Here is a 23,684-nt window from a genome sequence, read left to right on the forward strand (position 1 = left end):
CTGCACCACCTAGCCCCCGGGGGCACCCCCCGGAGAGACACGACCCCACCACACCCCTGACCTCCGCTAGCCAAACCATTTCCCAACAGGCTCTGCAGCACGCCAGCGGTGCGACGAACCGCTATCGGTGCCGTCAGCAACCAGTTGCCGGGGCTTGGCCAGATCGGCGGCCAAGGAGACCTGCCCTGGTCAGTTCGGCTGATCCCCGTCGGGGTTGTAGGCGCAGGCGTCCTCGAGGTCCTGGACGGGCGGTGGGGACGCGTTGGTCGCCTTGCCGGGCGTCGTCGTCTTGGTCGACGGGGTGGTCGAAGTGGACGGCGTACTGGCCGGCTTCTGGTCAAGGGCGGCGGCGACCGTCTCGCGGAGGCCCTCGTAGTCCGGGTGGAGATACTTGAGGCGCAGCTTCGCCACGTCGAGGTAGACGTTCGAGACCGTCGCAGACTTCACCTTCAGGGCCAGCTGCACCAACGCGGGCAGCAACTCCTGCGGGATGTCGGTCCGCAGCAGGTCCTTGCCTGCCTTCGCGATCGCCTGGTACTTCGTGACCAGCGTGCCCGGATCCGCCGCGTCCACGATCGCCTTGATCGCGCAGCGCTGCCGGATCTGGCGCTGGTCGTCGTCGGCGCCGTACCGGCCGCGGGCGAACCACAGCGCGCGGAAACCGTCGAGGTGCTGGTTCGGGCCCGGTTCGATCCACTGGCCGGGTGGGATGTGGGCACTGCTGACCCCGCCCATCGCGACTCGCTCGTTGACGTTCACGGTGATCCCGCCGAGTGCGTCGACGATCTCGTCGAAGCCCTTCAGATTGACCTGCAGGTAATAGTCGATCTTCAGCCCGGTCGCCTCGCCGGCGGACTGCTTCACCACGTCGGCACCCTCGTTGTCCGACGGGCCGAGGATGCCGGGGTGCGCGTCCGGGACGTTCTGGTACATGGCCGTCAGCATCCACTCCAGTCGGCCCTCCAGGCTCAGCCCCTCCTTGCCGAAACCGTCCGGGTAGAACTCGTGCAGCGGCGAGTCCTCTGGGAACGGCATGAAGGTCAACTGCCGCGGCATCGAGATCAGCTTGGTGTCGCCCGTCTTGGTGTCGATACTCGCGACGATCACGGTGTCGGTCCGGATGCCCTCCCGACCGGGCCCGTCGTCGCCGCCGAGCAGCAGCAGGTTGAGCCGCGGCCGGTCCTCCCACGGATCCTTCACGTTCACCGTCGACGGCCGGGTCGCGCTCTTGCTCTCGCCCTGGGAGACGAACACGTTCTGCACCAGGTCGCGCTGCGCCAGCACGTTCTGTACGCCGACCGCGGCCGGCACGCTGATCGCGAAACACAGCACCCCGACCAGTACCGCGCCGGCCGCCCGTCCCGCCGCTCCACCCGTTGCCGGTCGCAACAGCCGGTGCGAGGCGACGATCACCACGATCCAGCCGAACGCGAGCACCGCCAATCCGAAACTGATCATCAGCAGCCGCCTCGGCACCACCGCCGCCGCGATCAGGTCGTCGCGCCGCGTGAGTCCGACGTACACGCCCAGGCCGACCAGGACGGCGGTGAGCGTCAGCACGAACGCCCCGAGCCGCCGCCGGCCCCCGATGACCAACCCGATCCCGGGCAGTAGCGCACTCAGCAGCGTCAGCCCGAGCGACCGAGGCACGGTCCGCGCCCGCGCGGCCACCCGCCGTCTCGCAGCGGCTGAAGCTTCAGATTCATCCGTGGCAGAGGCACCCGCGGCGCGGGTGGCGCGTGAACGACGACCCATAGCTCCCCTGTCCGTGCCCCAGGCCTGGACAGCAAGTACCCAGGCCACACACCTGTGAAGACGTCGGGCGGGGTGGATCGGTTGACTTCAGCGAAAGTCTACTTGGCCGCGCGGCACTTGGGACGGTTCCAGCGGACGCAACAATCCGGCCGCGAACCACGCCTCGACCGACTTCGCCTCGCGGGCGTTCGGCACGTAGACGACCCGGGCCATCCAGTCGTCCGCGTTGGTCCGCCGCCACTCCAGGATCAGGCCCGGCCACGGTCCGCGCTCGTACGCCGTCCCCAGCACCCAGCAGTGCCGGCGATTGGCGTCGGGAGGCGGCTCCCTGGGGTACCGACGATTGCTGCCCACGGCCCTAGCATCGCACACAAGTTCGAATGTGATGCAAATCGGGCCGCGGGTAGCGGACGGTCAGCGGGACAGGTTGCGGAACCGCCGCGCAGACAGCGGCAGGAACACCGCCACGATCAGCAACGGCCAGATCACCGCCGCGGCGCCGGCATGTCCACCGATCCACGATCCGGCGACCGCGCCCGGATTGTCGAACAGCGACCGCGCCGCCGTAGCCGTCGACGACATCGGGTTCCACTGCGCGATCGCGCCGAGCCACGACGGCATCGTCGACGTCATCACGAACGCGCTGGACAGGAAGCCGACCGGCCAGACCAGCACCTGGACCACGGTGATGCTCTGCACGTTCTTCACCGACAACCCGATGAAGATGCCGACCCAGAGCAACGCGAAGCGAAGCAGCAGGAGCAACCCGAACGCCGCGAGCGCCTCCGGCAACGTGCCGTGCCACCGCCACCCGAGCGCCAGACCGGCCGCGATCAGCACGATCAGTGTGACGACCGAGTCGAGCATGTCCGCGATACACCGGCCCAGCACCACCGCGGCCGAGCTCATCGGCAGCGAGCGGAACCTGTCCGTGACCCCCTTCGAGACATCCGTGGCGACCGCCGTCATCGTGCCCTCGAGACCGAAGAGCATGGCCAGCGTGAAGATGCCGGGCACCAACAGCTCGTAGTACGACTGCCCATCCGGCATCTCCATCGCGCCGCCGAGCAGCGCGCCGAACATCAGCATCATCAGCACCGGGAAGAACCACCCGAAAATGACGATGCCGGGCTGCATCCGCCAGTGGATCAACGTACGCCGGGCGACGGTCCAGCCGTCTGCCAGGGCCCAGCCGAGACTGCTCGTCATGCTCAAACTCCCGTCCCGGTCAGGTGCAGGAAGACCTCGTCCAGGGTCGGTCGTCGCAAGGTGATGTCCTCCGGTTCGATCTTCGCCTCAGCCAGTGAGGTCGCCACTTCCACCAGCGCGCGAGTCCGATCCTTCACCGGGATGCTCACCCGCAGGTCCTCCACCCGTACGTCGCCGTCCGCGAGCCGCTCGACCAGCGCGAGCACCCGCGGCACCTCGGCCGGATCCGCGAGCACCAGGTCGAGCCAGTCCGCGCCGAGCTCGGCCTTCAGCTCGTCCGGGGTCCCTTCGGCGACCACCCGGCCCGCCTTGAGCATCGAGATCCGGTCGGCCAGCTGGTCGGCCTCTTCCAGGTACTGCGTGGTGAGCAGCACCGTCGTCCCGCCACCGACCAGGTCGCGTACGGCGGACCACACCTCGATTCGCCCGGCAGGATCCAGCCCAGTCGTCGGCTCGTCCACGAACAGCACCGCCGGCGCGACGATCAGGCTCGCCGCAAGGTCGAGGCGGCGCCGCATACCGCCGGAGTACTTCGCCGCCGGTTGGTTCGCGGCCGCCCCGAGGGAGAACCGCTGCAGCAACTCGTCCGCCCGCCGTACTGCGGCCGCGTGGGACAAGTGGTTGAGGCGGCCGAACAGCACCAGGTTCTGCCGGCCCGTGAGGATCTCGTCGACGGCCGCGTACTGACCGACGAGTCCGATCCGGCGCCGGACTTCACGGGCTTGGCGGCGTATGTCGTACCCGGCGACGGCCGCCTCACCGGAGTCCAGGTCGAGCAGTGTGGACAGGATCCGCACCGCGGTTGTCTTCCCCGCACCGTTCGGGCCGAGCAGGCCCACAACCGTCCCGGCCGCCACCTCCAGGTCGAACCCGTTCAGGCCCGCCCCCTCGGCGCCGCCCCGGTAGTTCTTCCGCACGTCGTTCGCCACGATCACGCGTTCTGCTGACACATCCACCCCTCTGTTGTCGTAGGATGTACCGTACACTGTACGACTCAGGTACGATCGGGTCAACGACGAGCGGTTGGAGTTTGTTCCTTGAGCGGAAAGAAGACCGCTGCACCCGATCAGGCGCGCAGCCTGGCCCTGCTCTGGGGCAGCCACAGCAAACCCGGCCGATCCGGCCTCACCGTCCGCGCGATCGTCGACACCGCGATCACCCTGGCCGATGCGAACGGCCTGGAATCCGTCTCGATGCGGCAGGTGGCCGAGCAGCTCAAGGCCGGCACGATGTCGCTCTACACGCACATCCCGGGCAGGGGCGAGCTGACGGTTCTGATGTACGACCGGGTGTACGGCGATCTGTATGCGGATGTGGACGAGCCGACCAGGCAACCAGGCGGCTGGCGGGGCGCGCTGGAGTTCATCGCGCGGCGGAACTGGGAGGTGCTGATGGAGCACCCGTGGATCCACGACGTGCCGGCCATCCGCACCGCGCTCGGGCCGAACATCACCCTCAAGTACGAGGCCGAGCTGCGCCCGCTGGACGGGCTGGGGCTGACCGATGTGGAAATGGATTCGGCGCTGGCGTTGCTCACCACCCATGTCCAAGGGACCGCGCGCGGTGCGGCGGAACACCTGAAGACCCAGCGCGAGTCCGGGCTCTCGGACCAGGAGTGGTGGTTGGAGACCAGTCCCCTGCTCGAGCGCTACATGGCGGGTCTGATGGACCGCTTCCCCGTCGCGGGCAGGGTCGGGACGTCGGCCGGTGAGGAGTACCAGGCCGCGCTCGACTCCAACCACGCACTCCAGTTCGGCCTCGAACGCATCCTGGACGGAATCGCCCTACTGATCGAGAAACGCAGCAAGTCCTGACGGTCAGACGGGGATGTGGGCGCCGGTCAGGCCTTCGGTTTCGGCGAGGATGCGGATGATGTCGGCGATCCGGGTGGGCTGGGTCCAGGTGGAGGTGTCGGCGCCTGGGCGGGCGGCGCGGTTGGCGGGGGTGTCGATGGTGCCGGGAAGGATGGCGTTCACCCGGATGCCGTCCCCGCTGTACTCGACCGCGAGCGCGTCCACGAACGCGAGCACCCCCGCCTTCGAGGTGATGTAACCGGCCGCACCCGGGAACGGCCGCAACGCCGAGCGGCTCGACGTACAGACGATCGCTCCACCGCCGCCCGCGATCAGGTGCGGCACAGCGGCCTGCGTCATCAGGTACGCCGGTCGCAGGTTCAGGCTGAACTGGCTCTCGAACTCCTCGATCGGTGTCTCGTGCACGCGCCCGCCCGAGGCGAACCCGCCGACCAGGTTGACCAGGGCATGGAGCGGCGCCTCCTCGTCCGACGTCGCCAGCGCGACCACGTCCGCGGCGCCGGCCGGGTCGGACACGTCCGCGACCAGCGGGTACAGCGCCTCGTTCGTCCCGAGGGCGGCCAGCGACGTCTCATTGCGACCGGGTACCACGACCCGCCAGCCCGCCGCGAGGAACTCTGCGGTCACCGCCGAGCCAAGCCCACCGGTGCCACCGGCAACGATCACTGTCCGCCTCATGCCGGAAGCGTAAACCCGTCGCGGGAGCGGTCGAGCGGCCCTCGGCCACCGCGAAGCAACTGATCCTCACCCGCCAGCCTCCGGTTGTCAGTACTGCGGACGCCAGACGCCCGCTGCCGGGTCGTTGCACCACTGACCTGGTACAACCCGCCATCGGTAACCGAACCTGTCAGCGGCAAACACCTTGGGGGGAAACGGTGAGGTGCGGGGTGGGAGAGCGCTGGGCGTGCAGGGGTGCGGGATTACCCGTGGAATGCGGGCTGAGAAGGGGCGGAGAGGGTGTGGCGGGCCTATGCTCGGCGAGGGGTGGGGACGACGGGAGGAGCGCGGATGGATATCCGGGACCTTGATCGGCGGGCCGGTGCGGTGCTCGGTGAAGTGATCGCGCAGGTGCGGCCCGAGCAGTTGTGGTTCCCGACGCCCTGCCCCGACTGGACCGTCCGCGGCCTGCTCCGCCACATCGTGAGCGAGAACGAGGGGTTCGCCGCGGCCGCGACGAACGGGTCGGCGCCGACGCAGACGTGGACCGGCGGTCGGCTCGGCGACAACCCGCACGGCGCGTATCGGAGGTCGAACGTGAAGCTCGCGGACGCGTTCGCCGATGGCGGGGCGCTGGACCGGACGATGGAGGTCCGCGAGTTCGGCTTGTACCCGCGCCGGATCGCGCTCACCTTCCATCAGCTCGGCTGCGTCGTGCACGCGTGGGACCTGGCCCGCGCGATCGACGTCCCGTACGACCCGCCGCTCGATCTGGTGGAACTGACGCTCGGCCTGGCCCGGCGCATCCCCGACACCGACGCCAGCCGCGGACCCGGCGCCGCCTTCGAGCGCAGCGTCAAGGTCCGCGGTGACGCGTCCGACTTCGAAACCCTCCTCGGCCTCCTCGGCCGCAACCCCGACTGGGTCTCCCCACTCGACTGACGTCATCCCCGGCTTGGCGTCAGGTAGTCAGGCAGGTCGATGGCGTCTGGCTGGGCCGCGGCGAGTTTGGCCAGTACGCCGCGGAACGGCCGGGACGTCATCAACCGGGTCGACGTGTTCCGGGCCCAGATCGCGGCGGCGCTGTTCGGCATCGCCATCTCGATCCCGCCCGGCGGCAACTCCATCCGCTGCTCGACGTACCCCTGCATCACCCGCTGGTACGCCGCGAACGCCTGCGCGTGGTCCTCGTTCCGAGGCCGCAGTCCGAGCCAACGCCCGCCCGGCGCCGTGTAGATCTTCATCCACCCGTCGAGCGGCTCGGGCGCCTCGATCGTGAAGTACGACGCGTAGCCGCCGAGGTGATGCACGTACTGCGACTCCGGGCCGAACGCGATCGACCGGGTCCGCGAGTGCACGCCGTCCGCCCCGATCACCAGGTCGAACCGCCGTTCATCCGCCTCCCGGAACGTCACCCGCACCCCGTGATCGTCCTGCATCAGCCCGGTGATCGAGTCGCCGTACAGGTACTCCACATCGGTCGTCGCGTCGAGCAGGATCGACGACAGATCGCCGCGCAGGATCTCGATCTCGGCCACCGGGCCGGCCCCGTCCAGCAACTCGGCCGGCATCGCCACGGCCCGTCGCCTGTTGGCCCGGACGTACTCGAGCCCCTTCTCATGCATCTGAACATCCCGGATCGCCGGCATCAGGCCCATCCGGTCGACCACGTCCCGCGCCACACCGCGGATGTCGATCGTCTGCCCGCCCGGCCGGGGCCCCGGCGCGACCTCGACCACGGTCGGCTCTAACCCGTATCGCCGCAGCCAGTACGCCACGGCCGGTCCCGCGATCCCGGCTCCGGAAATGAGTACCTTCGTCATCTCGAACTCCTTCAACTAGTGCGCGTACGATGTACACGCACACCGTGCCCCGGATCCTCTGATGCGGTCCAGCGAGAACCCGGGTGCCCTAGTGCACCGACGACGAGGAGGACCATGACAGCGCCGTACCAGCAGATCGCCGCCGAGCTCCGGCAGCGGATCGCCAGCGGCCGGATCCGGCCCGGCGAACGGCTGCCGTCGACCCGCACGCTGATGCGCGAGTACGGCGTGGCCATGGCCACCGCGACCAAGGCGCTCACCACCCTCCAGCAGGAGGGGCTGGCTCACTCACTGCCCGGCGTCGGCACCGTCGTCGGCCCGCCTGCCCGGTCCCGCCCGCCGAAGGACGCCGTACCGTCGCTCAACCGGGAGGAGCTCGTCCGCGCCGCGATCGCGATCGCCGATGCCGAAGGGCTGGCCGCGGTCTCGATGCGCCGGATCGCGAGCGACCTGGGCGTCTCGACGATGGCGCTCTACCGGTACGTCGGCGGCAAGGACGCCCTGCTGCTACGGATGATCGACACCGCGGTCGGCGACTTCCCGGTGCCGGCCGAGCTCCCGGCCGGCTGGCGCGAGGTCATCGAGACGGTGGCCCGGCAGCAGTGGAAGGCGTACCAGCGGCACCAGTGGTTGCCTAGCGCAATCACTCTCGGCCGGCCGCAGGTGCTGCCCAACCTGCTTCCGTACACCGACGCCGTACTGCGCGCGGTCGCCGGCCGGCTCGATCCGAGCGAGGCTCTGTACGCCGCGATCACCGTCTTCGGCTACGTCCGTGGCGTCGCGCTGAACCTGGAACCGGAGACGCACGCCGAGCAGGACACCGGGATGACGGCCGACGAGTGGGCCGACGACCAGGTGGACCAGCTGGCCGCGATGATCAGGGCCGGCGACCTGGCCGGATTCCGCGCGCTCGGGATGCCGGACGGGTTCGACTTCGACTACGACCTGGACGTGCTGTTCGAGTTCGGATTGCAGCTCGTGCTCGACGGTCTGGAGCGCCGATTGCGGCTACGCTGAGTGGTCGAGGGCAGGAGGTGTGATGGGGCCGGATCCGGTGTTCGCGCCAGACGTCCCGGTGCAGGTGCGCCGGTTGTACGAGCGCAGACCTGAGCTGTTCGTGGCCAAGAGCGCCCCGCGGCCGAAGCGGCAGACCTCGTGGAGCGAGGCGCCCGGTTCGACCTTCGGTTCGCTGCTGGTCTGGCTCGCGGTCTGCGTCGGCGGGTGGATCCTCGCGCTGATCTTGATGGCCGCGACGTTGCCGACGGCGGTGGCCGCCTGGGCATCGGTCGCGCTCGCCGGGATCGCGATCGTGGCGACCGGCGGGATCGCGGTCCGGTCGGTGATCGAGGACGGCGGGCACAAGGCGGTCCGGCGGCAGCACGGCAAGTACCTGCTCGCCGACGACTTCGACGAGAAGGCGGGCGCGCTGCTGGTCCGCGCCCAGACCGCGGTGAAAACGGTGCTCGAGGCAACGGTCACCCGGCGCGGGCTGCTGGACGAGGTGAAGAACGACCTGGTCCTGCCCGAACAGCTGTGGGATCTCGCCCAGGTCCTGCACGAGCAGACCGTACTGCGGGCCCGCCAGCGCGACGTCGCCCGCGGGATGGCGACGGCCGAGCTCGAGGCGGTGCTCGGCCCCCAGCGGCGGGCCCTCCGGCTGTCGGTCGAGGCGATCCAACGCAAGGTCGAGCTGCTGGAGAAGTACGCCGACCGGGTGCGCTCCGCCGACGCGGCCCTGCGCGCCGAGGCCGCCCTGGAAGACGGCGACCGCTACATCGAACTCCTCGCCCGCACCGAACCCGCCGGCGACACCTCCGTAGTCCAAGGCTTCGCCGACGAAGCAGCCGTCCTCCGAGACACCCTCGCCCGCACCGTAGAAGCCGCAAGAGCCGCCGGCCGAACGCTCGCGCTCCCCGACTAACTGACCAGGGGTGGTTCGCCTCGGTCGCGGTCCCAGGCGAGGATGTCGGCGATGGTCTGCCGCAGCGGTGTCACCGGCATCCCGGCTGCGCGGGCCTTGGCTGGATTCCGCTGCCGCGACGACCATTCGGCTTCCGGCAGCACTAACGGAAGGTCGGCCGGTACGACGTCCGCCGGCACCTGCACCCATTGGGCCGGCACCCCGGCGATCTCCGCGGCCAAGGTCATCAGCTCGCCGATCGTCGACTCCGGCCCGACCGCGTTGAACGCTCCGCCCCGATCATCGACGATCAGCCGCATCACCAACCGGCCGAGATCCCGTACGTCCGTAAGCTGAATCGGCTGCTCCAGACGCGTCGGCACCACCACTCGTCCGCCGCGCGCGCCCCGGCGTACCCAATACAGAACGGTGTCCGACGAGTCATGCGGCCCGGTGACCTTGCCCGGTCGGACCAGAGTCGCGCGTTCGCCGTACCGGGCCAGGACGTCATCCTCGCAGGCGACCTTGCAAGGGCCGTACGTGTCGTTGTCAAGTACGTCGGCCGAGCGCAACGGGTCACGCCGGCCCAGGCTCTCGTCGGATCCCGGTGCGACCCCGGTCCGCGGGTAGACCGCGTGGCTGGAGATGAACACGTACCGGCCGACCCGATCACCGAGCACGTCCATCGCCTGGTCCACCTCGCGGCTCTGGTACCCGCTGATGTCGACCACCGCGTCCCACTCACCCGTCCGCAGCGACGCGTAGTCCCCGGTGTCCCGATCGCCGATCAGCCGCGTCGCCTCCGGGAACAGGTCGGTCCCGGTCTTGCCGCGACCGAAGAGCGTGACGTCGTGACCGCTTTCGAGCGCATCCGCCGCGATGGCTCGGCCGACGAACGCAGTACCACCCAGCAGAAGTATTCGCATGACTTCAGACCGTAGGTGCAACAGTGACGCTGATCTAGCAGGCGTGACTCTCGATCACCGCCCCACAAATGGCACATCTCGTACGCAGGGGCGAACCGCGATGGTGCGCGGCACGGTTCTTGCATGAACGTGCCTCCCAGTCCGCACGAAGCAGCTCATCTACGAGGACGGCGTGACGCGGCTGTGGACCGAGCCGACCACCACGGGCATGGAGCTGTTCAAGCGGGCCCAGGAGCTCCCCGGCTTCGGCGAGCAGAAGGCACAGATCTTCATCGCCCTTTACGCGGTCGTGGGGCGGTGGGCGCGGGGTTCGGGGTAGATTGACCGCATGGCTGGGACGCTCTACATCACCGGGGACAAGGCGGCCGACGGGCTGCTCAACAAGGACGGAACGGCTCTCCTGATCGGCATGTTGCTGGATCAGCAGGTGCCGATGGAGTGGGCGTTCGGCGGGCCGGCCAAGTTGAAGGAACGGCTCGGGCACCTGGACGCACGCAAGATCGCGGCGATGGACGTGGACGACTTCGTCGCGGTGTGCGCGGAGAAGCCGTCGATCCACCGGTTCCCGGGGGCGATGGGCAAGCGGATCCACCAGGTGTGCGTCGTGCTCGCGGACGAGTACGGCGGCAAGGCGACGAACATCTGGAAGGGCGTCGACACCGGGGCCGAGTTGTACCGCCGACTGCACGCGCTGCCGGGGTACGGCGAGGAGAAGTCGCGGATCTTCGTGGCGATTCTGGCGAAGACGCAGGGGGTGCGGCCGGAGGGCTGGCAGGATGCGGCCGGGAAGTTCGGCGATGACATCCCGCGCTCGGTCGCGGACATCGACGGCCCGGAGTCGCTCGCCAAGGTGCGCGAGTGGAAGAAGGCGCAGAAGGCGGCCAAGCGCGACAAGCCGGTCAGCTGATCCGCGGGGTCAGTTGCCGGCCGGCGTGCGGGTGCGCCAGAGCAAGTACACGAAGTACGGGGCTCCGATCAGCGCGGTGAGCAGGCCGGCCGGGATCTGGGCGGGGGCCAGGAGCGTGCGGCCGAGAGAGTCGGCAACTGAGACCAGCACGGCACCCAGCAGCGCCGCCACGGGGAGCAGGCGGCTGTGGCGGCCGCCGACCAGGGCGCGGGCCGCGTGCGGAGCGACCAGGCCGACGAACCCGACCACACCGATCGCGGAGACCGCGGCCGCGGTCATCAGGGCGGCGCCGACGAGGGCGAGCATGCGGGCGCGTTCGAGCCGTACGCCGAGGATCCGCGGCACGTCGTCGTCGAGTGACAGCAGATCCAGTTCGCGCCGGGCGAGCACGATCATCGGCGTCAGCACCAGCAACGCGAGCGCGACCGGGATCACCTGCGGGAGCGTCCGGCCGTACGTGCTGCCGGACAACCACGTCATCGCCATGCTGATGTTCCACGGATCGGTGTACACGATCACGAAGGTGATCACCGCCGTCGTCGCCGACGAGACCCCGACCCCGATCAGCACCAGCCGATCCGAGCTCAGCCCACCCCGCCAGGAAACCAGGTAGACCAGGGCGAACGTCCCCAGCGCCGCCGCCGACGCGACCCCCGACAACAGCCAGATACCTGCCGACGGCACCACCATCAACGTCACCACGGCACCGACCCCGGCACCACCGGTGATCCCGAGGATGCCCGGCTCCGCCAGCGGATTCCGGCATACCGCCTGCACGGTCGCCCCCGCGATCGCCAGCGCGGCCCCACACAACACCGCCGCCAGCACTCGCGGGAACCGCTGGTCGAGCACATACGTGATCGCCCGCCCGGAGCGCCCGTTGATCCAGTTCGCGATGTCGCCGGTCCGCAGGAACGCATCCCCCGCAAGCATCGCCAGCACCAATGCACCGACGAGCAGCACCGACAGCACCCCGACCACGATCCAGAACGTCCGCAGGCTCCGCAGCCCCGACGACGCCCCGGCGGGCCCACGCGTCGGCCCGGAGTCCCGGTACCGCCGCGCCAACCAGACCAGCACAACCGCGCCGACCAGCATGGTCATGATCCCGGTCGGAATCTCCACCCCGGCCTGCCCGCCCAGCAGCGCACGCAGTACGACGTCCGACGCCAGCACCACCAGTACGCCGGACACCCCCGACAACGGCAGCAACACCCGATGCCGCATCAGCCCGGGAACCAACGGCGCGACCAGCCGCACCAGCACCGGCGCAACCAGCCCCACGAATCCCACCGGCCCGGCCACCGTCACGGCGGCCGCCGACAACATCACGGTCGCCAACGTGATCAGCACCCGGGTACGCCGTACCCGGACCCCGAGCACCGCGGCCGTGTCGTCCCCCAACGCCAGGATGTCCAGCCGGGCCGCCAGCACCATCACCACAACGATGCCCACAGCAACGATCGGCGCCATCTGGGAGACGGCGTCCAGGTCGGTCTGCACCAACGTCCCGCTCCCCCAGGCGAACGTCCCGACCGTCTCCTCCTGGTAGAGCAGCATCAACAACGTGGTCACCCCGGCCAGCGCCATCGCCACCGCCGACCCGGCCAGGATCAACCGCGTCGGCCCGGACGACCCACCCGCCGACAACGCCAGCACCAGTACCGCGGCCGCGAGTCCTCCAACGAAGGCGACTGCCCCGGACGACAACACCGGCAACTGAATCCCGAACGCCGCGAACACCACGACCGCCAGATACGCCCCCGCGTTCACCCCCAACGTGTCCGGCGACGCCAGCGGATTCCGCGCCAGCGACTGCAACCCAGCCCCGGCCACCCCGAGCGCCAGCCCGACCAGTACGCCGGCCAGCAACCGTGGCAACCGGGATGCGACCAGAACGTTGGCCGACTCGTCCGTCCCCTGCCCGATCGCCAGCCGGAACAGGTCGGCCGCGTTCACCGAGGACGTCCCCTGGGTCAGGTGGATCACCGCCAGCACGACCACGGCGACCAGGGCGGCCACGAACACCGCGGCCACGCGGACCCGGCGTACCGGAGGCAGTGCCTCACTGACGTCGGGCCGCGTGGCGGTGAGCTGGGTCAAGAGGTGACTGCCTGCACGGCGGCGTCGATGAACTGCTCGGTCGACTTCGGGCCGCCGAACATCCAGATGCCGTCCGGCAGCCGGTGCACGTTGCTGCTCTTCACGAACGGCAGGTTCTTCCAGATCGCGTTCTTGGACAGGTCCTCGCCGAACACGTCGCCGCCGTCAGCCTTCGACGCGATGTAGAGGAAGTTGCCGTCCGGCAGCTTGGTCAGGCCCTCGACGTCGGTCTGGGCCAGGCCGTAGTCCTTGTCGCCCTGGCCGGTCCAGCCGTTCTTCAGACCGAGCTCGGTGGCGACGGCGCCGAGCAGCGAACCGGTGGTGTACATCCGGATCGAGATCGTGCTGCCCTGCTTCCAGCCGTCGGCCATCGTGAAGCCCTCACCGGCCTTGCCCGCGTCGGCGATCTTCTGCTTGCCCTCGGCAACCGCCTTGTCGAAGTCCGCGTTCAGCTGGGTGGCCTGGTCCGCCTTGCCGACGGCGGCCCCGACCAGCTCGAGGTTCTTCTTCATCTGCGGGATGGCGTTCGCCGCGTCGGCGCCCCGGACCACCAGGACCGGCATCGCCTTCTCGATCTGGGCGATCGTGCTCTCGGACTCGTCGGTGGTGGTGATGACGAGGTCGGGGTTGAGGGCAACGATCGCGTCGACGCTCGCCTCACCCCGGGTGCCGACGTCCTTGACCGACGCGTCGAGCTTGGCCGCGGTCACCCAGGTGGTGTAGCCCTTCGTGTCGGCGACACCGACCGGCATCACGCCGAGGGTGACCAGGTTCTCGACCACACCCCACTCGAGACCGACGATCTTGGTCGCGGGCGCCTTCAGCTCGACCTTCTTGTTCCGCGCGTCGGTGACCGAGACCGGCTGGGCCGCGGTCGAACTGTTCGCCTGCGGTTCGAGGTTCTCGCTGCTGCCGCAGGCGGTGACGGCCAGCAGCAAGGCGGCAGCCAGGACGGTGACTCTCTTCATCAAGTGACCTCTATCGGGATTCAGGAGCTCTGGAGGGCTGGGCGCTGGAGGTGCCGCCCGACTGGTTGGGTGGCGATCAGGCCGGTCGCCGAGTCGGTGCTGACGTCGATCCGGATGCCGTAGGTCTCGGACAGCGCTGCGGCCTCCAGCACCTCGGCCGGCGTACCGGTCGCGCGGACGCGGCCGCGGTCGAGCAGGGCGACCCGGTCGGCGACGGCGGCGGCCTGGTTCAGGTCGTGCAGCACCACGCCGACGGCGACCCCATGGTCATCGGCGAGGTCGCGCATCAGGTCGAGGATCTCGATCTGGTACCGCAGGTCGAGGAAGGTGGTCGGCTCGTCCAGCAGGAGTACGCCGGTGTCCTGGGCGAGACAGGTCGCAAGCCAGACGCGTTGGAGCTCGCCGCCGGACAGTTCGTCGACGGCGCGGTCGGCCATCGCCGTGACGCCGGTAACGTCCATCGCGTTGGTGATGGCGGTGTTGCCGTCCGGGTCGTCGTTGCGCCAGCGGCCGCGGTACGGGTGCCGGCCGTAGCCGACGACATCGCGAACGCTGACCCCACTCGGTGTCGGGCGGGACTGCGAAAGCAGGGTGACCTTGCGGGCGAACTCCTTGGCCGACAGGGCCAGTGCGTCGGAGCCGTCGGGGAACTCAACCTGGCCGTCCTCAGGGCGATGGAGCCGGGCGAGAGCCCTGAGGAGGGTCGACTTGCCGCTCCCGTTCGGGCCGACCAGCGCCGTGACGCTGGCCGGTTCGATCCCGATCGAGGCGCCGTCGACCACCCGGCGGCCGTGATACCCCAGCCGCAGGTCGACCCCCGCTAATCCCACCGGCTTCTCCCGCATGAGCGAGAGGATAGCCTTACCTAACCTGACCTGTTAGCTTTGCCCCCTGATCAGTCCAGCTGCAGCCGCGGGGTCGAGTAGAACGTGGGCGATCCGTCGGCCAGGAACTCGACACCGTTGAACGGTGCGTGCTCGCCGAACGGCGACAGGATCCGGATCACGGTGCCGTCGGGATCCGGTACGTCGAGTTGCACCCCGCCGCCCGGCCCACGGTCGAACAGCGGGCCGTGCTCCACACCGAGATCGTCGAAGCGTTCGGCCAGCGCCTCCAGCACGTCGACGGAAGGAACACCGAGGCTGACGACGTCGAAGCCGGCCAGCGACGGCTTGCCAGGCACCGTGTCGAGCAGACGCAGGCCGATGAGAAATCGCTCGGCCTCGTCGGTCAGCACCGCGCCGGTGACGCGGCCGTCCTCGCCGAACTCCCAGGCCAGCCGCAGTCCGAACACCCGCCGGTACCAGTTGACGCTGCGCTGCAGATCCGTCACCGGAATCTTCACCTGCAGAATCCGCTCGAAGCCCAGGTCCATTGCGGTTCCCCCCTCGCGACGACTGAAGTCGGCCTCCCCTGAGGATGAACGCGAACGGCCCACTCGTCCAGCCCCGGCGGGATCAGAGCGTGAGGGCGAGGCGGGTGGCCTGGTCGATGGCTCGTTTGGCGTCGAGTTCGGCGGCGACGTCGGCGCCGCCGATCAGGTGGACCGGGCGGTTGGTGGCCCGGAGGGCGTCGGCGAGGTCGCGGACCGCCTCCTGGCCGGCGCAGACGACGATCGTGTCGACGGCCAGCACGCGTGGGCTCTCGCGCTTGGGGCCAAAGGTCAGGTGCAGGCCGGTGTCGTCGATGCGCTCGTAGTTGACTCCGGTGAGTTGCTCGACCTGCTTGTTCTTAAGGGCTGCGCGGTGGACCCAGCCGGTGGTCTTACCCAGTCCGGCGCCGATCTTCCCCGGCTTGCGCTGGAGGAGATAGACCTGCCTCGGCGACGGCTCGGGGCGCGGCTTGGTCAGTCCGCCGGGCACGACGGTCGGGTCGGTGACACCCCATTCGGCCTTCCAGGCGTCGAGGTCGAGCGCCATTGACGACCCGGTGGTCAGGAACTCGCTCACGTCCACGCCGATCCCACCTGCCCCGATGACGGCGACGGTGCTGCCGACGGGCTTGCGGTCGCGGACGACATCGACGTAGGAGAGCACTTTGGGATGATCGATGCCGGGGATGGCCGGGATGCGCGGGACGACGCCGGTGGCGAGGATGAGCTCGTCGAAGCCGGTCAGGTCGGCGGCGGTCGCGCGGTGGCCGAGGTGGAGCTTGACGCCGGTCAGGTCGAGCCGGCGACGGTAGTACCGGATCGTCTCGGCGAACTCCTCCTTGCCGGGGATCCGCCGGGCGATCCCGAACTGCCCGCCGATCTCGCCCTCGGCCTCGAATAGTTCGACCGAGTGTCCCCGCTCGGCCGCCGTCACCGCCGCGGCCAACCCGGCCGGCCCGGCTCCGACGACACCGATCCGCTTGGTACGCCGGGTCGGCAGCAGCACGAGTTCGGTCTCCCGGGCGGCCCGTGGATTCACCATGCAGCTCGCCTTGCGTTTGGCGAACACGTGATCCAGGCAGGCCTGGTTGCATGCGATGCAGACGTTGATCTCGTCCGCCCGATCAGTGGTTGCCTTGAGCACCCAATCCGGATCGGCCAGAAACGGCCGCGCCATACTGACCAGGTCGGCGTCGCCACGGGCCAGCACGTCCTCGGCCACCTGCGGCAGGTTAATCCGGTTCGAGGTCACCACCGGGATGCTCACTTCGCCGCGGAAAGCGGCCGTGATCGAGGTGAACGCGGCGCGCGGTACCGACGTCACGATGGTCGGCACCCGGGCCTCGTGCCAGCCGATCCCGGTGTTGATGATCGACGCCCCGGCCGCCTCGATCTCCTTGCCCAGCGCAACAACCTCGTCCCAGTCCTGGCCGCCCTCGACCAGGTCGGCCATCGACAACCGGTAGATGATCAGGAAGTCCGGTCCGACCTGCTCGCGGGTCCGGCGGACGATCTCGACCGCCAGCCGGCGCCGATTCTCGGCCGATCCACCCCACCGGTCGGTCCGCCGGTTGGTCCGCTCGGCGAGGAACTGGTTGATGAAGTACCCCTCCGACCCCATGATCTCGACCCCGTCGTACCCGCCCTCGCGAGCCAGCGCGGCGCACTCGGCGTACGCCGCGATCTGCCGCCGGACGCCGCGACCGGACAACGCGCGCGGGCGGAACGGGTTGATCGGCGCCTTCAGCGCGGACGCGGAGACGCTGAACGGGTGGTACGCGTATCGCCCGGCGTGCAGGATCTGCAGGGCGATCCGACCGCCCTCCGCGTGCACCGCGTCGGTGACGATCCGGTGCTTGAGCGCCTGCCGGCGACTGGTGAGCCTGGAGCCGAACGGCGTCAGCCAGCCGGTCCGGTTGGGCGCGTAGCCGCCGGTCACGATCAGGCCGACGCCGCCGCGCGCCCGCTCGGCGAAGTACGCCGCGAGCTTCGGTAGGTCCTTGGCCCGATCTTCCAGGCCGGTGTGCATCGAGCCCATGATCACCCGGTTCGGCAACGTCAGGTGGCCGACCTCGAGTGGTGCCAGCAGGTGGGGATAGCTCATCGGACGCCTTCCGATCGCAGTGCCTGGACGACCTCGTCACACCAGTCCACGAAGGACTTCTCCGCCCGGATGCCGCCGCGCAGGACGAGGTACTGGTGCAGCTCGCGGCCGTTCAGCTTGGCCGGTTTGGGGAAGTCGCGCCGGGCGATCCTGCGATAGACCTCCAGCCGGGTGGCGTGTTCGGCGCGGTGCCGCTCGACCTCACGGAGTACGGCGGCTGTATCGCCGAGGGAGGCACCACGGAGTTTCACGCCGAGCTCGTCGCGCAGGGTGGTGGGCTCGATCGGTTCGGCCAGCCAGCGGGTCAGCTCGACCCGGCCGGCCTTGGACACCCGGTAGACCTTCTTGTCCGGGCGGCCGTCCTGTGCGACCTCGGTGTGGGTGACCCAGCCGGACTCCTCCATCCGGCGCAACACCCGGTAGATCTGCTGATGAGTCGCCGCCCAGAAGTAGCCGATCGACCGGTCGAACCGGCGGGCCAGCTCGTACCCCGACCCCTCCCGCTCGGTCAGCGAGACGAGCAACGCGTGCTCCAGCGCCATGGTCAGCACCTCCACCGGCAGCGTACCTATGCAACTGGTTGCACTGCACCCAATTGCAACCCGAATCACATTCTCACTTCGGGTGGTTTGCGCGGCGGTTCTCGGCGGCTTCGGCGACTGTCTGCTGGATGCGGCGGGCGCGGGTCTCGGGGCGCTTGGCGAGGGCGATCCACTCCAGGATCAGCCGCTTGGACGAGCGCGGGAACGCCTCGAAGTGCCGCGCCGCCTCCTCGTTCCGGTCGAACTCGGCCCGCAGGTCGGCCGGCACGACCAGGTTCTGCGCCTCGGCCAGGCAGTCCCAGGTCCCGATCTTCTTGGCATGCTCGATCACCTCGCGGCCCGCATCGGCCATCAACCCGGCCTCGATCAACCGTGTGGCCCGATCTCGATTCACCTGGCTCCACGTGCTGCGCGGGTTCCGCGGCGTGAAGCACTGGTACGTCGTCTCGGCGTCGCGCTTGACCGTCTTGCTGTCCACCCATCCGAAGCAGAGCGCGTGCTCGACCGCCGCCACGTAGTCGACACCAGGGACGTCCGCACCCCGCCGGTGGACGACCAGCCAGATCGCCCGCTCGGTCCGCCCGTTCGCCGCGAGCCAGTCCCGCCACTCGGTCTCGCTCGCCAGCTGAACCGCCTGCTCGTCGGTGATCTTCGTGCTCATCTCGGCCGCCTGCCCTCTCGTCTCGTCGCCCTGACAAGAACCAGCATGCGCCCGATAAGTGCTCATCGAGTGAGCACTTTCTTCAGAACAACCCGTCCGCCCGCTCGTGGTCGAGCAGGGCCTGCTTGCGCTCCAGCCCGCCGCCGTATCCGGTCAGGCCGCCGGTCGAGCCGACCACCCGATGGCACGGGACGATGATGCTGATCGGATTCTTCCCGTTCGCCAGCCCGACCGCCCGGGACGCGGCCGCCGACCGGCCGAGGGTCCGCGCGAGTTCGCCGTACGTCGTGGTCTCGCCGTACGGGATGTCCTTCAACGCAGTCCACACCTCCTGCTGGAACGGGGTGCCGACCAACTTCAGCGGTACGTCGAAGGTGGTCCGCTCGCCGGCGAAGTACTCCTTCAACTGCTGCACCACGTCGGGCAGCACCGAGTCGTCGCGCAGGCCGAAGGTCTCGATCGGCGGCCGGTGCCGGTGTTCCGCCATGTAGACGCCCGTCAGCTCGCCCTCGTCGGACGCGACCAGCGTGAGCGGGCCGACGGGGCTGTCCATCACCGCATACGTCACTGCGACGCCTCCCACTGCGCTCGGCTGATCCGGTAGAGCACGTGCCGCTCCAGCCGATGGCCCTTCTCCAGCCGCGGGTGGTCGAAGTCTTCGGCCGGATCGTGGCTCATCCCGATCCGCTGCATCACCCGCTGGGACGGCACGTTCGTGGTCGCGGTGAACGAGACGATCTCGGCCAGCCCGGCCGGCCCGAACCCGTACGCCAGCGAGGCACGCGCCGCCTCGGTCGCATAACCGTTGCCCCAGGCATCCTTCGACAAACGCCAGCCGACCTCGACCGCCGGGATGAAGTGCGCTTCGAAGCGCGGCACCGACAGCCCGGTGAACCCGATGAACCGCCCGGTCTCCCGCACCTCCAGCGCCCACAGCCCGAAGCCGTGGGTACCCCAGCCCTCGATGATCCGGTCCACCAACGCATCGCTCTGCTCGTGCGTCATCGCGGCCGGGAAGTGTTCCATCACAGCCGGATCCGCGTTCATCGTGGCGAACGGTTCACGGTCCGCGTCGATCCACTGGCGCAGCAGCAGGCGGTCGGTCGTCAGCGACAGGGGCGATGGGGCGGGGAAAGTATCAAGCTCGGTCATCTCACTCCATGGGGATCTTGTTGATGGCGTGGTCTCCGGTGGCCCACAGGTACTGCACGGCATACGCGCGCCACGGACGCCAGGCGCGGGCGTGCGCGATCAGGTGTTTGGGGGCCTCGGGCAACCCTAGGTCACGGGCCGCGTAGCGGATCCCGAGATCCGAGGCCACGAACGCGTCCGGATCGCCCAGCGCGCGCATCGCGATCGACTCGACCGTCCACGGCCCGATCCCCGGCAGCGCGGCCAGTCGCTCGCGCGCCTCGTCCCAGTCGGCTCCCGCACCCAGGTCGATCTCACCGGCCGCGAGGGTCCCGATCAGCGTGGTCAGCGTCGTACGCCGGGACTTCGGAAAGGCCAGCGTCTCCGGATCGAGCCCGGCCAACGCATCCATCCGCGGGAACAGATGCGTCAACCCACCCGCTGGATCGTCCACCGGTTCCCCATACGCCTGCACCAACCGGCTCGCGTGCGTCCGCGCGGCAGCCGTGGACACCTGCTGCCCGAGCACAGCCCGTACTGCGAATTCGGCGCCGTCCACAGTCCGCGGCACCCTTCGACCGGGCGCCTTCCGGATCAGTGGCGCGAGCACCGGGTCGGTCTGCAACAGGTCGTCGACCGCCACCGGATCGGCGTCCAGGTCGAGCATGCGACGGCAGCGGCTGATCGCGATCGCCAGGTCGCGCTGGTCGGTCAGCGACAACTGGCAGGCGATGTGGTCCGGCATCGGTTTGAGCGCGACCACGCCGTGCCCGTGCGGGAGCTGAAGCGTCCGTCGGTAGGCACCGTCACGCCACTCCTCGACACCCGGTACGCCGGTCGCGATCAGGTGGCCGAAGAGGTTGTCCGGATTGAGAGGCGCGCGGAATGGGAGGCGGAGCGAGATCGTCCCTGGCGGGGATGGATGCGTGCCACGTTTCGCCCGGCTTCGGAGCTCGGTCGGCGAGAGGGCGAACACCTCCTGCACGGTCTCGTTGAACGTGCGCACGCTGGAGAACCCGGCCGCGAAGGCGACATCGGCCATCTGCAGGTCGCTGGTCTCGATCAGCAGCCGGGCCGTCTGCGCACGCTGGGCCCGGGCGAGGGCGAGCGGTCCCGCACCCAGCTCGGCCTGGAGTTGGCGCTGCACCTGACGAACGCTGTAGCCGAGCTTGGTGGCGAGGCCCGGAACCCCTTCCCGATCGACCACGCCGTCGCCGATCAGCCGCATCGCGCGAGCGACCAGGTCGGCCCGGTCGTTCCACTCCGGCGAGCCTGGGCTGGCGTCCGGCCGGCACCGCTTGCACGCGCGGAACCCGGCCTGCTGGGCGGCCGCGGCGCTCGGGTAGAACCGCATGTTCTCCACCTTCGGCGGTGCCACCGGGCAACTAGGCCGGCAGTAGATCCGGGTGGTCAGCACAGCCGTGAAGAACCAGCCGTCGAATCTCGCGTCCTTCGACTGGACCGCCCGCACACATCGCTCGATACATTCGTACACGCAGACCAGCATCACCGCCCCCACCGACACTTTCTAGCGATTTTGCGACACGGAGGTAAGCCCCGCAGCCACCCCCGCCCGCCCCCGCGCCTGGCAGCCGCGGCGCGCGGACCGCCAGCCCATCCCCGTCGCCGGAATCGCGCGCTACACCCACGATCGCCGCCGACCGCGGACCGCCAGGCCATCACAATCGGCGGGATGGTGGGGCGGCGAGCGGCGCCGAGCCCGCGACCGGCTCCGATTGATGGGCTGCGGTCCGCCTCGCGGGAATGCGACGCCAGGATCCGGGGGCGGATTTCCGCCAGCGCCCGATCGCGACGGGCGCTGGACTGGGTGGCACCTGCAAGACGACCCGAAGGAATCCAATGACAGACCTGACCGGCAAGCTGGCTCTCGTCACCGGTGGCAGCCGTGGCATCGGTGCCGCGACCGCGATCGCCCTGGCCGAGCACGGCGCCGACGTCGCCATCACCTACCAGAACTCGACCGACGACGCCGCGTCCGTGGTCAAGCGGATCGAGGCGGCCGGCCGGCGCGGGTTCGCCGTACCGGCTGATGCCGCGGATGCCGCCCGGGTCGAGGAGGCGGTCGCACAAGTGGCCGACGAACTCGGCGGCCTCGACATCATGGTGAACAACGCGGGCGTCGGCGCGATGGGGATGATCACCGACGTCACGCTCGAGGACCTCGATCGGGTGCTGGCGATCAACGTGCGCGGTGTGTACGTCGCGGCGCAGGCGGCGGCCGCACGCATGTCGGACGGCGGCCGGATGATCCACATCGGCAGTGTCATCGCCGACCGCAACGCCGGCCCCGGCATGACCCTGTACGCGCTGAGCAAGTCCGCCCTGGTCGGCCTCAGCAAGGGCCTCGCCCGCGACCTGGGTCCGCGTGGCATCACCTCGAACGTCGTCCAGCCCGGCCCCACCGACACCGCGATGAACCCGGCCGACGGCCCGTTCGCCGCCGCCCAACGCTCCTTCCTCGCCATCGACCGCTTCGCCCACCCCGAGGAGATCGCCGCCGCCATCCTCTACCTGGCAGGCCCCACCGCCGCCTACATCACCGGCACCGCCCTAACCATCGACGGCGGCCACGCCGCCTGACCCGTCCCACGCATCCGGCTAGCCCCTCCCGCCACAACCGGGGGTACCTTCGCGACCCGTGGTTCACCCCGGTTGCAACCGGGGTAGCCCGCCACCTGCTGGGGTACCCCCGGTTCCCCGCCCTTTGCGCCTTCCGCCTTTGTGTCGGTGGGGGCGACTAGCTTGCGGGGATGCGGTTCTCGGTGACGTTTGGGGCGGTGGGGTCGGGGCGCGATCCGCGCGGGTTGGCCGGGCTCGCGCGGATAGCGGAGGACTGCGGATGGGACGGGGTGTTCCTGGAGGATTACCTCGTCTACCAGGGCGATGCGTCGCTGCCGGCGTACGATCCGTGGATCTGTCTCGCCGCGATGGCCACGGCGACCTCGACCATCAAGCTCGGTACGACGGTCACACCCGCGCCGCGACGCCGACCCTGGAAACTAGCTGCCGAGGCGGTCGCGCTGGACCACTTGTCAGGCGGCCGCGTCATCCTCGGTCTCGGCATCGGCGACCCGGGCGATCCCTTCCTCAGCGGCGTCGGCGAACCGTCCGATCCACGGGTGCTCGCGGCCATGCTCGACGAATCCCTCGAGATCATCGACGCACTCTGGACCGGTGAGCCGGTCGACTACCACGGGTCGCACTACACCCTGGATGGCGTGCAGCTCACCGCTCGCCCGGTGCAGCGTCCCCGTATCCCGGTTTGGATCGGCGGCAACTTCCTCGTCCCGTCCGTCCGCCGCCGCATCCTGCGCTGGGACGGGTCCTGCGCCTACAAGGGATCGACCACCGCGCCGCAGCAGATCACGCCGGCCGACGTCCAAGCCCTCCGGAGCGAACGTCCGCACCCGTTCGACATCAAGGTGAGCGGAGGCGATCCCGCCGCCTTCGCCGAAGCCGGGGCAACCTGGTGGGGCCGCTGGATCCCACCCGGCCCGCCCGAAGACGCCCACCGCATCCTCCGCGCCGGACCACCCCGCCCGCACTGATCCCGGCCGCCGCAACCTATGCCACCGCCGCGCACCACCGCCGTCCCGAACCACCGCTGTCCTGCACTGCGGCCGTTCTGCACCGCCGCAAACCGGGATGGCGGTCGGGGCAAGGGGCGCCGCTGTCGGGTTGTTGCATCGGTGGCCTGTTACAGAGCCTGTTGGGAAATGGTTTGGCTAGCGGAGGTCAGGGGTGTGGTGGGGTCGTGTCTCTCCGGGGGGTGCCCCCGGGGGCTAGGTGGT

At 69.6% G+C, this 23,684-nt stretch carries 25 protein-coding genes; 8 read left to right on the forward strand and 17 right to left on the reverse strand.

Going from position 1 to position 23,684, the window contains the following annotated elements; translation table 11 throughout:
* Positions 1–189: 189 nt before the first annotated feature.
* The 4 genes from EV643_RS42410 to EV643_RS42425 all read right to left on the reverse strand — a co-directional run bounded on the left by EV643_RS42410 (position 190) and on the right by EV643_RS42425 (position 3,914).
* Entirely contained in the window at positions 190–1,650 is a 1,461-nt protein-coding gene (locus EV643_RS42410; RefSeq protein WP_238166193.1) for an LCP family protein, read from the reverse strand.
* A gap of 192 nt (positions 1,651–1,842) precedes the next feature.
* Positions 1,843–2,109: a hypothetical protein gene (locus EV643_RS42415; RefSeq protein ID WP_133805898.1), complete on the reverse strand. Its 267-nt coding sequence runs from the start codon at positions 2,107–2,109 to the stop codon at positions 1,843–1,845.
* Between the two features lie 60 nt (positions 2,110–2,169).
* A complete protein-coding gene (locus tag EV643_RS42420) occupies positions 2,170–2,964 on the reverse strand; it encodes an ABC transporter permease (protein ID WP_133805899.1) in 795 nt (264 codons plus the stop codon).
* Between the two features lie 2 nt (positions 2,965–2,966).
* A complete protein-coding gene (locus EV643_RS42425) occupies positions 2,967–3,914 on the reverse strand; it encodes an ATP-binding cassette domain-containing protein (RefSeq protein ID WP_133805900.1) in 948 nt (315 codons plus the stop codon).
* Between the two features lie 87 nt (positions 3,915–4,001).
* On the opposite strand from EV643_RS42425, the gene EV643_RS42430 reads away from it, so the two are divergent.
* Positions 4,002–4,778 carry a TetR/AcrR family transcriptional regulator gene (locus tag EV643_RS42430; RefSeq protein WP_133805901.1) on the forward strand — a complete coding sequence of 259 codons (777 nt, stop codon included), beginning with the start codon at positions 4,002–4,004 and terminating at the stop codon, positions 4,776–4,778.
* A gap of 3 nt (positions 4,779–4,781) precedes the next feature.
* On the opposite strand, the gene EV643_RS42435 is transcribed toward EV643_RS42430, so the two are convergent.
* A complete protein-coding gene (locus EV643_RS42435) occupies positions 4,782–5,456 on the reverse strand; it encodes an SDR family NAD(P)-dependent oxidoreductase (RefSeq protein WP_133805902.1) in 675 nt (224 codons plus the stop codon).
* 330 nt (positions 5,457–5,786) lie between these two features.
* Here EV643_RS42435 and EV643_RS42440 point away from each other — a divergent pair, with 330 nt between their 5' ends.
* Positions 5,787–6,377 (forward strand): TIGR03086 family metal-binding protein, encoded by a 591-nt coding sequence (locus tag EV643_RS42440; RefSeq protein ID WP_133805903.1) that lies wholly within the window; start codon positions 5,787–5,789, stop codon positions 6,375–6,377.
* Between the two features lie 2 nt (positions 6,378–6,379).
* Here EV643_RS42440 and EV643_RS42445 read toward each other — a convergent pair whose 3' ends face one another.
* Entirely contained in the window at positions 6,380–7,258 is an 879-nt protein-coding gene (locus tag EV643_RS42445; protein ID WP_133805904.1) for an FAD-dependent monooxygenase, read from the reverse strand.
* A gap of 114 nt (positions 7,259–7,372) precedes the next feature.
* Between EV643_RS42445 and EV643_RS42450 the strand changes: the two genes are divergently transcribed.
* Positions 7,373–8,275, forward strand: a complete 903-nt coding sequence (locus EV643_RS42450) for a GntR family transcriptional regulator (RefSeq protein ID WP_133805905.1) — start codon at positions 7,373–7,375, stop codon at positions 8,273–8,275.
* A 22-nt stretch (positions 8,276–8,297) separates the two neighbouring features.
* Positions 8,298–9,179 carry a hypothetical protein gene (locus EV643_RS42455; RefSeq protein WP_133805906.1) on the forward strand — a complete coding sequence of 294 codons (882 nt, stop codon included), beginning with the start codon at positions 8,298–8,300 and terminating at the stop codon, positions 9,177–9,179.
* Here EV643_RS42455 and EV643_RS42460 read toward each other — a convergent pair.
* Positions 9,176–10,084, reverse strand: a complete 909-nt coding sequence (locus EV643_RS42460) for an NAD-dependent epimerase/dehydratase family protein (RefSeq protein ID WP_133805907.1) — start codon at positions 10,082–10,084, stop codon at positions 9,176–9,178. The genes EV643_RS42455 and EV643_RS42460 overlap by 4 nt on opposite strands.
* Positions 10,085–10,256: 172 nt before the next feature.
* On the opposite strand from EV643_RS42460, the gene EV643_RS42465 reads away from it, so the two are divergent.
* Both EV643_RS42465 and EV643_RS42470 read left to right on the forward strand, forming a co-directional pair.
* Positions 10,257–10,403, forward strand: a complete 147-nt coding sequence (locus tag EV643_RS42465; RefSeq protein WP_238166194.1) for a hypothetical protein — start codon at positions 10,257–10,259, stop codon at positions 10,401–10,403.
* Positions 10,404–10,412: 9 nt separating this feature from the next.
* Positions 10,413–10,991, forward strand: a complete 579-nt coding sequence (locus EV643_RS42470; RefSeq protein ID WP_133805908.1) for an HhH-GPD-type base excision DNA repair protein — start codon at positions 10,413–10,415, stop codon at positions 10,989–10,991.
* A gap of 9 nt (positions 10,992–11,000) precedes the next feature.
* Here the strand turns inward: EV643_RS42470 and EV643_RS42475 are convergent, their stop codons facing one another.
* The 10 genes from EV643_RS42475 to EV643_RS42520 form a co-directional block, all read right to left on the reverse strand.
* Entirely contained in the window at positions 11,001–13,094 is a 2,094-nt protein-coding gene (locus EV643_RS42475; protein ID WP_133805909.1) for an iron ABC transporter permease, read from the reverse strand.
* Positions 13,091–14,062: an ABC transporter substrate-binding protein gene (locus EV643_RS42480; RefSeq protein ID WP_133805910.1), complete on the reverse strand. Its 972-nt coding sequence runs from the start codon at positions 14,060–14,062 to the stop codon at positions 13,091–13,093. Before EV643_RS42480 ends, EV643_RS42475 begins: the two co-directional genes overlap by 4 nt.
* A gap of 20 nt (positions 14,063–14,082) precedes the next feature.
* Positions 14,083–14,907 (reverse strand): ABC transporter ATP-binding protein, encoded by an 825-nt coding sequence (locus EV643_RS42485; protein ID WP_133805911.1) that lies wholly within the window; start codon positions 14,905–14,907, stop codon positions 14,083–14,085.
* A gap of 50 nt (positions 14,908–14,957) precedes the next feature.
* The gene (locus tag EV643_RS42490; protein ID WP_133805912.1) at positions 14,958–15,437 is read right to left on the reverse strand and encodes a VOC family protein; all 480 of its coding nucleotides are present in this window, start codon (positions 15,435–15,437) and stop codon (positions 14,958–14,960) included.
* 82 nt (positions 15,438–15,519) lie between these two features.
* Entirely contained in the window at positions 15,520–17,538 is a 2,019-nt protein-coding gene (locus tag EV643_RS42495; protein ID WP_133805913.1) for an NADPH-dependent 2,4-dienoyl-CoA reductase, read from the reverse strand.
* On the reverse strand, positions 17,535–18,080 hold the full coding sequence (locus EV643_RS42500; protein ID WP_133805914.1) for a PadR family transcriptional regulator: 546 nt from the start codon (positions 18,078–18,080) through the stop codon (positions 17,535–17,537). Before EV643_RS42500 ends, EV643_RS42495 begins: the two co-directional genes overlap by 4 nt.
* A gap of 73 nt (positions 18,081–18,153) precedes the next feature.
* Positions 18,154–18,807 carry a YdeI/OmpD-associated family protein gene (locus tag EV643_RS42505; protein WP_238166197.1) on the reverse strand — a complete coding sequence of 218 codons (654 nt, stop codon included), beginning with the start codon at positions 18,805–18,807 and terminating at the stop codon, positions 18,154–18,156.
* A 16-nt stretch (positions 18,808–18,823) separates the two neighbouring features.
* Entirely contained in the window at positions 18,824–19,309 is a 486-nt protein-coding gene (locus EV643_RS42510) for a methylated-DNA--[protein]-cysteine S-methyltransferase (RefSeq protein ID WP_238166199.1), read from the reverse strand.
* Entirely contained in the window at positions 19,306–19,893 is a 588-nt protein-coding gene (locus EV643_RS42515) for a GNAT family N-acetyltransferase (RefSeq protein WP_133805915.1), read from the reverse strand. The genes EV643_RS42510 and EV643_RS42515 overlap by 4 nt, the downstream gene beginning before the upstream one ends.
* 1 nt (position 19,894) lies before the next feature.
* Positions 19,895–21,391: an AlkA N-terminal domain-containing protein gene (locus EV643_RS42520; RefSeq protein WP_305000432.1), complete on the reverse strand. Its 1,497-nt coding sequence runs from the start codon at positions 21,389–21,391 to the stop codon at positions 19,895–19,897.
* A 341-nt stretch (positions 21,392–21,732) separates the two neighbouring features.
* Here EV643_RS42520 and EV643_RS42525 point away from each other — a divergent pair, with 341 nt between their 5' ends.
* Together EV643_RS42525 and EV643_RS42530 are read left to right on the forward strand one after the other, a co-directional pair.
* On the forward strand, positions 21,733–22,473 hold the full coding sequence (locus EV643_RS42525) for an SDR family NAD(P)-dependent oxidoreductase (protein WP_133805916.1): 741 nt from the start codon (positions 21,733–21,735) through the stop codon (positions 22,471–22,473).
* A gap of 170 nt (positions 22,474–22,643) precedes the next feature.
* Positions 22,644–23,441 (forward strand): LLM class flavin-dependent oxidoreductase, encoded by a 798-nt coding sequence (locus tag EV643_RS42530; protein ID WP_133805917.1) that lies wholly within the window; start codon positions 22,644–22,646, stop codon positions 23,439–23,441.
* Positions 23,442–23,684: the final 243 nt, after the last annotated feature.

This window comes from Kribbella caucasensis (assembly GCF_004361855.1).
Lineage (GTDB): Bacteria > Actinomycetota > Actinomycetes > Propionibacteriales > Kribbellaceae > Kribbella > Kribbella caucasensis.